The following is a 12,619-nucleotide window of genomic DNA, read 5'->3' as shown; positions in this document are numbered from 1 at the left end:
ATACTCTTATTATCCACTGTATTGAATTAACTCAATATAGTGGATTTTAAAGAGTTAGCGCTGGCGCATTACCCCTTCTTGAATCGTCGAGGCAACTAAATTTCCTTGGCGGTCAAAAAACTGCCCACGTACCAGCCCTCGTCCCGAACTCGCGCTTGGGCTATCAATGGTATATAACATCCAATCATCCATTCTAAATGGACGATGAAACCACATAGCATGATCTATGGTCGCTACTTGCATATTCGGCTGCATAAACGACACACCATGTGGCTGCAGCGCGGTTGGTAAAAACTCAAAGTCAGACGCATACGCCAATAAGTAATTATGAATACGTTGATCGTCCGGCATATCGCCATTGGCTTTAAACCAAATATGTTTTACCGGTTCTAGGGCTTCAGGTTTAAAGGGGTTATGAAAGTTCACCGGGCGCATTTCAATCGGCATTTCACGAATAAACTTATTACGGATTGCTTCAGGAATATGCTGTGCATTTTCTTGATAAAACTCTAACGAAGAACGCAGTTCTTCAGGAGCTGGAACATCAGGCATGGTTGCCTGATGCGATAACCCTTGCTCTTCACCTTGAAACGACGCTGTCATGTAAAAAATAGGTTTACCGTACTGAATCGCACTGACACGTCGAGTGCTAAAACTTTTACCATCACGTATAGTTTCTACATCGTACACAATCGGTTTTGCAGCGTCGCCTGGACGTAAAAAATAAGAATGTAAGGAATGAACAATACGCCCCGCAGGCAGTGTTTCTTTAGCTGCTGAAAGCGCTTGCCCCATAACTTGACCGCCAAACACCGCTCTAAAACCTAAATCTTGGCTTTGTCCTCGATATAAACCTTGCTCAATTTCTTCAAGTGACAACAGCGACAATAAATCATCTAATACTTGGCTCATTATTTCTTCCTCAATCCCCTAATTTATAAATGATACTATACAATAGTTAAAAAATACTAACTCACTGATTGAGGAAATTTAATATGGCATTTTGGCTTTTTAAAACCGAACCCGACGCCTTTTCAATTGATGACTTAAAGCAAGCGCCAGAGCAAACAACGCTATGGGAAGGTGTACGCAACTACCAAGCGCGTAACTTTATTCGCGATGATGTAAAGCAGGGCGACTTAGTGATGATTTATCATTCTAGCTGCAAACAGGTTGGCGTTGCAGGACTTGGTGTGGTTACTAAGGCTGCTTACCCTGATCCAACGCAATTTGATTTAAGTAGCGACTATTACGATGCTAAGGCAACCACTGAAAACCCTCGCTGGTTTGTGGTAGAAATAACCTATCAGGCGCATTTGAGTAGTTTAGTCAGCCTGCAAGCGATCAAAGCAAATACAGCTATAACTGATATAGCACTTAAAAAAGGCGGGCGTTTATCGGTCATGCCAGTGACCGAAAATGATTGGCATGAAATTTTAAATATGGCGAAATAAACCACTAAAATAACTACATTTTCTTCATTAAAATAGTACTCCACCAGCGCAGCATGTCACCGCTCGATTTTCTTATGGGGCCAAATTTGTTATGATCTGCGGCTTGCGTTTACTGGAGGAAAAATGAAATTACTGTATTGGTTAGATGAATGGTTAACTCTCAGCGATGATGAGAGGCAAGCAAAACTACCAACCTCTGGTGGAGATTTACTCGGTGATGTGTATGTAAAATATCACTTTGTTGACCTCACTAAACCCCTACTTTTTACTTTTTCTCCTGCGGGCACCGATATACAAGAACGCGATCTAAATGAAGACTTTGCCCCTTGGGGCTATCATTTAGCGCAAAAGCAAGATGTTAATATTATTGCGTTTCAGCATTTGGGTAAAAGCAATTGGTTTCGTAACCGCAATTTAATCTTTTTTATTGAGCAGCTATCAACTTTACTCTCTCCTTTTAAAACTAAGTTAGGCTATGGGCTCAGTCGTGGCGGCTTTGCTGTGGGTGCATTTGCTAAGTTACTCAAGCTCGATAAAGTACTGCTTTTCCATCCTGTTAGCACCAAAAACAAACTTATCGCCCCTTGGGATGACCGCTCAAGTACTGAAATTGCTCAGCAATATGACTGGCAAGGTGACTACCATGACTTAGACTTAGGGGATGCCAAGGGTTACATTATTTACGACCCAACCAATCGTATTGACCGCCAACATGCTAAACGCTATAAACAGCTCACTCACTTACGCGTGTTTGGTATGGGTCACGGCACTCACGCCACCTATTTAAATAAGTTTGGCTTTTATAAACAAGTAGCGGTTGATTTTATTCGTGATCAGCAAATCGACATCGCGCAATTTAGGCTGCAAACAAAAACACTGCGTTTAAAAGAGGATTATTATAAAAAACTTAATAAAGCCAACGCTAAATCGGCACATCGCCAAGCGTTATTAAGTACGGCTCACACTATTTTAATCGACGAAAAAGCAGCGCACGTTAAAGAGCATCAAGCGAAAATTGATATTCAACCTTTAATAGAGGTAGCTATTAAGCATCAAGACGAAAGCCCAAATGATGCCATTAAGCTATTAGAAGTTGCTCAACAACTCGTGCCTGACGACCCACTTGTTGAGCATAAACTGAGACAATTAGAATAAGTAACAAAAGGTACTCATTCTTTACTTTTTCTTGGCGTGCCCTTGCTTGGGCACAATCGAAAAGTAAAGAATCAGCGCTACCCACGAAAAGAAGATAGCGCCGACTAGCCAGCCATTTTTTTCATGGCCTTGGCTACGCTTACTGTTAAGAATTATCATGATAGGAAAAATATAAGCACATAAAACAATAATTAAAAAAGCAACTTCAGTCATTATTTTTCCAAGCTAAGCCAATCAACTTCACCACTTAACACCCGCTCTTGCGCGATGTAATGCAGAATATCACCCGCATTTACTGCATAATCTAGAGGTGGATTTAAATCCATATTCTTTGCACTTAAATTATGAGCAACACCTAACAATATTGCATCATGATCGTACTTAAAATGATGAAATAATTTACCAAATTCCATGGTTTTTATATCACTGGGTATTTGTAGGCTAAATTGCGTATCACCATGCAAAGTAGATAACAACTCTTCTTGAACTCGACTTGAGCCTGGATCTTGCATTGAGCGCACCAAAATCTCTGCTGACTTAGTGCTACTACACTCTACATTGTGGCAATGCTCTAATAACATTTCCACTTTCGTTTCATCAAAAAAGTGTGCGCTAATGTGACAATCTTCTTTGACTAAACGGCTAATACGCAGTGCGGTAGTAAATGTTTGGTCGTCATCTTGGCCATCAATAATCACTTTATCGGCATGGCGAATGGCAACGCGTTCTAATTCATCCAAATCGGTGAAACTAGTCAAACGAGCAAAATCAACATTCTCATTACTTAAAAATGGATGCTCTATTTGTTCAGTAACCGCCAATAAAATACGGCGGTCTGTACGTTTAGTATCAGCCAAAATATAGTCGATCATTTTTTTTGTTCGAGCATTATGCCAACCAAAAATAATAATGTGATTACTACTGTGAGCAAAGTTTTTATCACCAGTCATAGCGCGCCTAATTAAGTAAGTTACTGTTTGCCCTGTTTTACCTAACAAGACACCAAATAAAGCCAAACCAAAGGGTATTTGTATTAATGCGACAATCCAACGGCCCAAGTCAGATGATGGACTTAAGTCTCCATACCCTACCGTTGAAGTGGTTACCGTGTAGTAGTAAAAAAAGGTCCCTGGCGAAAGTAGTGCTTGCTCATTAGCCATAAATAATAAGCACCAAGTAAGTAGCATGTGTAAAGACGTTGCTATTACAACAGACTGCCAACTAACCTGATCAATGTGACTGCGCAACAGCACAACAATACGTTTAAAAATATGATGCATAATTTTTTGTTAATCGATTGATTATTTGAATCATTTGGTAACACGATACTGCACATCATAACACTTAAGCAACGTTTTACTGTAATCGAAATATTCACGGTTCGTTATGAATAAAAATAAGAGTAAACTATAGTTATTAAGTTATGAGGAAAGAATGGATCTATTATGTCAGGTGTTTTAGCGTCAGTTGATCAACGTACTCAGCTTGTAGGTGAGAATCGTTTAGAATTGCTACTTTTTTATTTACATAGTCGCCATTTATTTGCACTCAATGTATTTAAAATTAAAGAAGTAGTGAAGCTTCCCCGTTTAAGCAAAATACCGCACTCTCACCCTAAGGTGACGGGTGTTGCCAATATACGAGGTGAATCTATTCCGGTGATTGATTTACGCCAAGCCATTTCTATGTCGCACAAAGAGCATGGTGAAGATTGTAATTTAGTAGTGACTGAATATAACCGTACCACCCAAGGGTTTTTAATTGGTAAAGTTGATCAAATCATGAACATGACCTGGTCTGATATTATGCCACCACCCAGCTCAGTGGGTAAAAATCATTACATTACTGCACTTACTAAAGTACAGCGCGACGACGTGGAGCACTTAGTAGAAATTATAGATGTAGAAAAAGTACTGGCTGAAATAGTTGAGTACGAGGTTAATATTTCAGATGGAGTGTTAGACCAAACTATAGTTAACGAATTCTCTGGGCGAAAAATACTACATGCTGATGACTCGCCAACAGCACGCAAGCAAGTTAGCGATACGCTATCGCAGCTTGGTATCGAAATCGTTCCTGCCAGTAATGGCTTGGAAGCACTCAATATGCTGAAAAGTTGGGCCGATGAAGGCCGCGATGTTGAAAAAGAATTACTTATGGTGATTACCGATGCCGAAATGCCTTCAATGGATGGTTATCGATTAACCTATGAAATACGTAACGACAACCGCTTAAAAAACTTACATGTGGTACTTAACACCTCCTTAAGTGGCAGCTTTAACCAAGCCATGGTGGAAAAGGTCGGCTGTGATGCATTTTTATCAAAATTTCAGCCTGACTTACTGGTGCAAGAAGTACAAAATCGTTTAAAACATGTGTTAGGCAACGCTTAATTATAAAACTAGCAAATATCTGCCAGGGTAAATATTTGCTAGTAACATTCTCCTCATCAGCAACCTTTAAAAAACCTGCCTTACTGAGTGGTTATTCAAAGCGGTGTTTGCTAATCCTAAGATTTCATGATTAATTAGCAAATAAGTTTTCACTAACTCGTTATTAATTATGCTAAATAAAGTTGCCAGCCCGTTTACTAAGCTCGTTGAGCGCTACTTACCCGACCCATTTATATTTGTCATTATGCTCACTATTATTACCTTGAGCATTGCGAATTTAGCGACTCCTGCAACCACACTTGAGGTAATAACATCATGGGGTAGCGGGTTTTGGAACTTACTAAGCTTTGCCATGCAAATGCTGTTGGTGCTAGTAACAGGCTATATGCTCGCCAGTACCTCTTTAATAAGTAAGTTACTAACAAAATTAGCAACGCTTGCTAATACGGCCCCAAAAGCCATTATTTTAGTGACATTTATCTCGCTTTTAGCAAGCTGGCTTAATTGGGGGTTTGGATTAGTGATTGGAGCTTTATTTGCTAAGGCTATTGCTAAGCAGACTCGAGTAGATTATCGGCTCTTAGTAGCAAGTGCTTACTCAGGTTTTGTAGTATGGCACGGCGGATTGGCAGGCTCCGTACCACTAACCATTGCCAGCCAAGGGCATTTTTCACAGGCAACAATGGGGATTATTGGCACCGAGCAAACCTTGTTCGCAGGTTTTAACATTGCGATTCTGATTGGCTTATTTATTATTATGCCGTTGGTTAACCGCTACATGCTACCGAGTGAAAAAGACAGTGTTTATATTGACCCATCACAGCTTAAGAACACTCTACTCGATAGAGTAACAATAACACGCCCTGCGCAACATTTAGAACAAAGCAAACTGCTAGGCATGGGCATTGGCTTACTCGGACTTGCCTACTTAGGTTATTACTTTTTTATCGCAGGTGGCGGCTTAAATCTCAACAGCGTGATAGCGCTTTTCTTATTTTTAGCTATCACACTACATCAGACCCCCCACAATTTACTAAATAGCCTACAACAAGCGATTCCGAGTGGCGCGGGAATTGTAATTCAGTTCCCTTTTTATGCCGGTATTATGGCGGTTATGGTCGATACAGGGTTAGCACAACAAATATCGCAGGGCTTTATTGCCATAGCGGATGCCGATAGCTTGCCATTTTACAGTTTTATTAGTGCAGGACTCGTTAATATGTTTGTGCCATCCGGTGGCGGACAATGGGCAGTCCAAGCGCCTATTGTTATCCCTGCAGCACAAGAGCTTGGTGCAGATATGGCAAGGGTTGCTATGGCTGTGGCGTGGGGAGATGCGTGGACGAATCTAATTCAACCCTTTTGGGCCTTACCGGTATTAGCCATTGCAGGGTTAAAAGCTAAAGATATTATGGGTTTTTGCGTGGTACAGCTTGTTATTACTGGAGTATTTATTTCACTCATATTGAGCTTTTATTAATCTAACTGGGCTGTAACTTATATTACAGCCCGCGCTTACTTAGCTTGATAAAATCTTCATCGGTAAGCTTAATATCGCGTTTTCTGAATCTGCAAAATGCATCATTACCGCAATGTGCCCTGCAACGACGAGTGCATACATTACCGCGGAAAAACCTTGGCCGTATTTATCTAATGGCAGTAAATGTGAGTAATGGCGGCCGCGCCATTCAAACACAATTTCCAGCGCCCCAACAAACAAAAAGAACACTAAAAGCATTAAGCCAAACGTATAGCTAAGCCATAAACCAAATAACACGCCAAGTAAGCACACACTTAAACCAACCCATGAGCGCATTGAAAAGCTAATGCTTTTTAATACATGCCCGCCATCAAGCGGTAAAATAGGCAGTAAATTGAATAAATTAAGTAGTGCACTAAGCACTGCAACACCTGCAAATATTTCCATTTCCGTAGCGTAATAAAGCACTACACCAAGCACAGAAGTAAATAAACCAAAGGCAGGGCCCATAAGTGATATAACCACATCTTGCCAGCGCGTAGTTATTTTATCGTCGCTAACGGCTAACCCGCCTACAAAAGGAATTAAATAAATGCCTTTGGTTTTAATGCCAAAATACTTCATAGCTCGTACGTGGCCATATTCGTGTACCACCAGGCAAGCAATCAGCATTAACGCAAATTCAATGGTAAACAGCCACGCATAACCAGCCACCGATGCACTGGCAAGCGCCACTTTAACAACTTTAGCACTTTTAAATAATTTAAAGCCAAGCGCCGCGAGCCCTAAAAACCCTTTTTTAGGTTCGCCTTGTGCTGCTGCAGGTAAAGCTAACTGAGTTGCAAACTGATTATTTACATATAGCGCCAAGCTTTGCTGGCTTACTTCGCTGCTATCAATACCAATTAACTGCTCATCAAGCATAAACTCGACATAATTTTCACGTGGGTTTTCAAATGCAATCGCTTGCTGATCATGAAATATTTTTACAACTTGCTGCTCTGCTATCATCAGCGTAAACGGTTGCTCTGCCAGAGAGAGTTCGACTTTTATCATTATTCTAACCATTATAAATTATGCCGCTAGTATACCTTTCCACCAAAAAAACACGAGTGAGCTAGCATCATTTTATTAGCAACAATTTAAGGTAAAAATGCCTGAAATACTGACAAAAACAATTCAAGCGACTATTTTTAGTATTACAGGAAGTAAGCTACAACTACCAAGGACACCAATGCGAACTCAATTGCCAAACATACTCGTTGTTGATGACTCAAAAGCCATTTTAATTGTTATGAAAGCGATTTTTAATGAGCTCGAAATGCCAGAAGTCACCACTTGCTTAAGCGCAGTTACAGCATTAGAGAAAGTAAAGCCTGATATAAACTTTTATGACGCCATATTTACTGATCTGAATATGCCAGAAATGGATGGTATGGAGTTAATTCGTAATTTAGGTGAAATAGGCTATTGCGGTGCGATTGTTATTATTTCTGAAATGGACCCTAAAATAATCAGCCTAGCAGCTGACCTAGCCAAGCAGCACAATGTGCATTTAATTGGTAATCTTACCAAGCCTGTGCAATTAAATCAGGTAAATACGTTACTTGCCAAAATAGCGCAGTTAAACAGCCACACACTTGTAAAAGAGCGCCCAATTACTAAAGCTAAGCTGATTAACGCATTAAAAAATAATGAAATAACACCGTATTACCAACCTAAAATAAATATAAACAATAACCAAATACAAAGTGTTGAAGTATTGGCTCGCATTGTTTCAAATAAAAACGAACGCGTTATTTTACCAAGCCGCTTTATAAGCCTTGCAGAGCAATGTGACTTAATCAATGACATTACTTTTACGCTGTTTGAAAAAGCCTGCAATGACTTAAAGCAGCTTAAAGAGCAATTAGGAGAAAGCTTAAAATTGTCATTTAATATGTCGCCATGCCAGTTAAATGATTTGAACTGCCCTAATAAGTTATTGCTGCTATTACAAAAGCACGGCGTGCTTCCCAGTGATGTGGTTGTTGAAATAACCGAACAACATGCCCTTTCAAGCTACACTCAGTTAGAAACCTTAAATAGATTCAGAATATTTGGTTTTGGTATTTCGCTGGATGACTTTGGTACTGGCTTTACTAATATTAATCAACTAAAACAACTTCCTTTCACTGAAGTTAAAATAGACCGCTCTTTTATAAGCCATATTGAAACCGATAAGTTTTCGCAAGTGGTGGTCAGCTCATTAATTAATATGACTAACCAAGAGCAGCTACAACTTGTTGCTGAGGGTGTTGAGCGCCCAGAAGAACTTGCCTACCTAAAGCACTATCAAACAGACTTAACTATACAAGGATTTTTGTTTAGCTGCCCAAAAGCAAAAGCTGAATTTATCTCATGGGCACAGCACTGGATAAAAACAGCCACTAAAACAAATAATAACTAGGGCCTGCTGACCTTTGTCTGTTGATATTTACAGACCTCCTAACGAGGTTCGTTATCGTCGGCGCTGACGATATGTTCACTATCAGCTAAACGTTGATGCCAACGTTGTTTAGCCACGGCACGCATGTTGGTAGATTGATCTCGCTCATCAACAATTTCTAAACCCATTAACGCTTCGATCATATCTTCTAGGGTTACAATGCCTTGTACATCACCGTATTCATCAATCACTAAACAAATATGGGTTCGCTTGGTGAGTAATGTTTGTAATAACGACGACACGTTTTGCGTACTCGGTACGGTATAAATAGGCTTAACCAGTTTACTAATTTTGTAGTCTGTACCTAAGCGGTGGTATGCCAACATGATATCGTTTTTATGAACAAACCCTATGATATCGTCAGCATCTTTGTCGTAAATTAGCACTCGAGAGAATGAGGAAGAGCCATGTTCACTTAAGTACTGATTAACAGTAAGGTCTTTATGAATTTTAAAAATAACCGTACGCGGAGTCATTAAATCGGTTAGTTTTGCATGTCTAAAGTGCAGTAAGTTGCGGATGATCTCTGATTCATCAGCATGAAGTGCCCCTGACTCACTGCCAATATCGGCCATCGCTTCTATTTCTTGGCGAATATAATAGGCCTCATTATGCTTTTGCCCCATCAAATTGGTTAGCTTTTGTGCAGCCCATACAAACGGCTTAAGTACTAACACCAAAATACGTAAACCATAAGTCACACTCGGTGTTAAAGCACGCCAATAATTGGCACCCAAGGTTTTTGGAATAATCTCAGATAACACCAGTACCAATAAAGTCATAATTGCAGATGCAATCCCCACTGCAGCATCTGAGAATACAACGGCGGCTTGTGCACCTACCCCTGCGGCACCAGCAGTATGGGCAACTGTATTAAGCGTTAAAATAGCCGCTAATGGCTGATCAATATTACTTTTTAGCTTTTCAAGCTGCTTCGCCAGCACTGGACGCTCTTTGCGCAGCAATGCAACATAACTAGGCGAAATGCTTAATAGCACCGCCTCCATTATTGAACACAAAAACGAAATCACAATCGCTGTAACCATGTAAATGATTAATAGTGTCACTTTTTTTCCTCTATATTGGATATATGAGCATCATAACAATACATGCTATATTTGGCCAAATACCCAATAATAATAGGCATAACAATGAATTTAAGCGCACCTTGGCATCGTTACGCAAAACGTTTTACTTACTTAGCAACCCTACTAACATTAAGTAGTCTGAGTTTAACGACCTTAGCCGCCTCACTCGATCAATCAAAAATCCAATTTATTGGTCCTCTTGCAGAAGATATGCAAGCTAAGCCATTTCACACACCCCATAGCGATGTGATTATAAATAATCTAATTGCACAACTTAAATTAAATACAGAAAGCTTTGTTGTATTTGGTAAAAAACACAAGTGGCAACCACTTGATAAAATTAACGCGCTTACTTTAGGCGGTTTACAAGCACTTAAATTTAATTTGGAAACTAACCGATTTACTCAAGGCTCCTTAAACATTAAAGGAATAGAGCAAGGCCAGGTTTTTATCAATGGTGAGAAGCAAACTGGTGAAAACCAACGCTATCAGCTTGCTTTAAATAACGGCTCACATACCGTGGTCGTCATCGCTCAACAGGTTGCTAATTGGAATGATGTTAGCTTAGAGTTTGTGCCAAAAGCAGAAACTGACGTCGTGACCCTAACGACAAATAAAACCAAGCGCTTATCGGCTAAGCAATTGTTTGACGCCCCAACTATTAGTGCCCTCTCTTTGTCGCCTGATGCCAAACATTACTTAAGTACAACCAAGCACTATAGTGACAAAACCGGCAACGACGCCATTACCACAACCGAGCTTAAAAATACTAATAACCAAACGGTATACCGATTTGAAGCAGCCCAGCCAAGTCAGTTCATTTGGAGCCCTAATAACCAATTTTTAGTTTATTTACTAAACGGTGAATTAAAGCAACTAAACCGTAAAAACTTAACAATTAAAACCTTAGCCTCTGGCCTTGAAGGCGCAAGTAATTTCAACTTTTATAACGACAGCAGTATTATATTTAGTTGGTCAAAATCGCCAGAAGAAAATAACAGCCTAACCAAGCACCATAAAGGTCTTCAAGATCGTTGGTCATATGCCCGTACGGTTAGCCAATTATATTTACTCGATACCAACAGTGGTTTAACCAAAGCCCTAACTGAAGGCGTATTGAGCCATCAACTTGAAGATGCTAACAGCAACCGTGGAAAACTATTAATAAGCCGTCCAGTAATGGCGATGCAAGCCTCAACTCACCCAGAGACTGAGTTGGTTGAACTTACATTAAAATCCAACAGCATAAAATCATTAGGTAAGTTTAAAACCTTTAATCAAGCTAAATATGCCGCAAACAATATTTATGTTGTTGCAGGCCCTGATTTTAAGAATGGTGCAGGCAGAACATTACCAAAGAACATGCTGGCTAATAATTACGATGGCCAGCTGTACTTACTAACTGATAATGCCAAAAAAGTAACGGCGTTAAGCAAACAGTTTGACCCCGCAATTGGCACATTAGAAGTACTAAGCAATGGTGATGCGCTAATCAAAGTGACAGAAAAAGATACCCAACCACTGTATTTATTTGACCTGAGTAAACAGCGCTTTAAAAAGTTAAATACAGGCTTTGATATTGTGCAGCAATTTAGCTTTTCAAATACGCGCAATGCCCAGTTATTAATTAGTGGCAGCAATGCGTCGAGCGCTCAACAACTCAAGCGCTTAGACGTAAGTAAAAACAAGGTAGAGATCATTTGGGACTCAAACCAGATTGCATATGCCAATACGACTATTCCTGCGCTTGAAGAATTTAACTTTACCAATAAGCGTGGCGTAGAAATCTCTGGCCGTGTTTATCTGCCAAGCAATTTTGATAAAGCCAAGAAGTACCCTGCTCTTGTTTATTATTATGGTGGCACCTCACCAGTAACACGCGGGTTTACGGGCCGCTACCCTTTTAACTTATGGGCAGCAAACGGGTATGTGGTTTATGTTGTACAACCAACCGGCGCAACGGGTTTTGGGCAAACTTTTTCAGCACAACATGTAAATGCTTGGGGCGACTATACCGCCGATGACATTATGCAAGGCACAGAGGCATTTTTAGCTAAATATGATTTTGTAGACAGTAGTAAAGTAGGTAATCTTGGTGCATCTTATGGTGGCTTTATGACTATGCTGCTTGCCACCAAAACCGATATGTTTAGCGCATCTATTGCGCATGCCGGTATTTCAAACTTAACGTCATACTGGGGTGAAGGATGGTGGGGTTATTTATACTCAGGCGAAGCCTCAAAAAATAGCTTTCCGTGGAATAATCCTCAACTTTACAGCCAGCATAGCCCTGTATTCCATGCTGATAAAGTAACCACACCATTACTGCTTATTCATGGTGACAGTGATACCAATGTGCCTGTGGGCGAAAGCTTAACTATGTATACCGCACTAAAACTGCTTAATAAAGACGTTGAAATGATAGAGTACAAAGGAGCGGATCACCAAATATTTGCGCGCGATAAGCGATTTAATTGGTGGAACACCATGTTGGCTTACTTTGACAAAAACTTAAAAAATGAACCACAATGGTGGGATTCAATGTATAAAGATTAGTAACC

Annotated in this window: 11 protein-coding genes; 6 read left to right on the top strand and 5 right to left on the bottom strand. The window is 40.1% G+C overall.

Annotated features, from left to right (window positions below; translation table 11 throughout):
• Window positions 1-54: 54 nt before the first annotated feature.
• Window positions 55-912, bottom strand: a complete 858-nt coding sequence (gene tesB / locus ACNSN2_RS00150; RefSeq protein ID WP_010391943.1) for an acyl-CoA thioesterase II — start codon at window positions 910-912, stop codon at window positions 55-57.
• A gap of 83 nt (window positions 913-995) precedes the next feature.
• Between tesB and ACNSN2_RS00145 the strand changes: the two genes are divergently transcribed.
• Together ACNSN2_RS00145 and ACNSN2_RS00140 are read left to right on the top strand one after the other, a co-directional pair.
• Window positions 996-1,454 carry an EVE domain-containing protein gene (locus tag ACNSN2_RS00145; protein ID WP_010391941.1) on the top strand — a complete coding sequence of 153 codons (459 nt, stop codon included), beginning with the start codon at window positions 996-998 and terminating at the stop codon, window positions 1,452-1,454.
• Window positions 1,455-1,577: 123 nt separating this feature from the next.
• The gene (locus ACNSN2_RS00140; protein ID WP_010391939.1) at window positions 1,578-2,609 is read left to right on the top strand and encodes a hypothetical protein; all 1,032 of its coding nucleotides are present in this window, start codon (window positions 1,578-1,580) and stop codon (window positions 2,607-2,609) included.
• 21 nt (window positions 2,610-2,630) lie between these two features.
• Here the strand turns inward: ACNSN2_RS00140 and ACNSN2_RS00135 are convergent, their stop codons facing one another.
• Both ACNSN2_RS00135 and ACNSN2_RS00130 read right to left on the bottom strand, forming a co-directional pair.
• Window positions 2,631-2,822, bottom strand: a complete 192-nt coding sequence (locus ACNSN2_RS00135) for a hypothetical protein (protein ID WP_418608062.1) — start codon at window positions 2,820-2,822, stop codon at window positions 2,631-2,633.
• On the bottom strand, window positions 2,822-3,889 hold the full coding sequence (locus ACNSN2_RS00130) for a potassium channel family protein (protein ID WP_010391935.1): 1,068 nt from the start codon (window positions 3,887-3,889) through the stop codon (window positions 2,822-2,824). Before ACNSN2_RS00130 ends, ACNSN2_RS00135 begins: the two co-directional genes overlap by 1 nt.
• Window positions 3,890-4,054: 165 nt before the next feature.
• Here ACNSN2_RS00130 and ACNSN2_RS00125 point away from each other — a divergent pair, with 165 nt between their 5' ends.
• Window positions 4,055-5,002 (top strand): chemotaxis protein CheV, encoded by a 948-nt coding sequence (locus tag ACNSN2_RS00125; RefSeq protein WP_010391933.1) that lies wholly within the window; start codon window positions 4,055-4,057, stop codon window positions 5,000-5,002.
• A 169-nt stretch (window positions 5,003-5,171) separates the two neighbouring features.
• The gene (locus ACNSN2_RS00120) at window positions 5,172-6,482 is read left to right on the top strand and encodes a short-chain fatty acid transporter (protein WP_418608059.1); all 1,311 of its coding nucleotides are present in this window, start codon (window positions 5,172-5,174) and stop codon (window positions 6,480-6,482) included.
• A gap of 39 nt (window positions 6,483-6,521) precedes the next feature.
• Here the strand turns inward: ACNSN2_RS00120 and ACNSN2_RS00115 are convergent, their stop codons facing one another.
• Window positions 6,522-7,538, bottom strand: a complete 1,017-nt coding sequence (locus ACNSN2_RS00115) for a metalloprotease (protein WP_418608058.1) — start codon at window positions 7,536-7,538, stop codon at window positions 6,522-6,524.
• A 178-nt stretch (window positions 7,539-7,716) separates the two neighbouring features.
• On the opposite strand from ACNSN2_RS00115, the gene ACNSN2_RS00110 reads away from it, so the two are divergent.
• Window positions 7,717-8,931: an EAL domain-containing protein gene (locus tag ACNSN2_RS00110; RefSeq protein WP_418609017.1), complete on the top strand. Its 1,215-nt coding sequence runs from the start codon at window positions 7,717-7,719 to the stop codon at window positions 8,929-8,931.
• 38 nt (window positions 8,932-8,969) lie between these two features.
• On the opposite strand, the gene ACNSN2_RS00105 is transcribed toward ACNSN2_RS00110, so the two are convergent.
• A complete protein-coding gene (locus ACNSN2_RS00105) occupies window positions 8,970-10,037 on the bottom strand; it encodes a hemolysin family protein (RefSeq protein WP_008108284.1) in 1,068 nt (355 codons plus the stop codon).
• 84 nt (window positions 10,038-10,121) lie between these two features.
• Here ACNSN2_RS00105 and ACNSN2_RS00100 point away from each other — a divergent pair, with 84 nt between their 5' ends.
• The gene (locus tag ACNSN2_RS00100; protein ID WP_418608056.1) at window positions 10,122-12,614 is read left to right on the top strand and encodes an alpha/beta hydrolase family protein; all 2,493 of its coding nucleotides are present in this window, start codon (window positions 10,122-10,124) and stop codon (window positions 12,612-12,614) included.
• The last annotated feature ends 5 nt before the right edge of the window (window positions 12,615-12,619 follow it).

The sequence above is a fragment of the Pseudoalteromonas sp. US3C1013 genome, assembly GCF_048401115.1.
GTDB classification, from domain to species: domain Bacteria; phylum Pseudomonadota; class Gammaproteobacteria; order Enterobacterales; family Alteromonadaceae; genus Pseudoalteromonas; species Pseudoalteromonas undina.
Note: the sequence above shows the minus strand (reverse complement) of the source record. Positions and strands in the feature narration are given on the sequence as shown.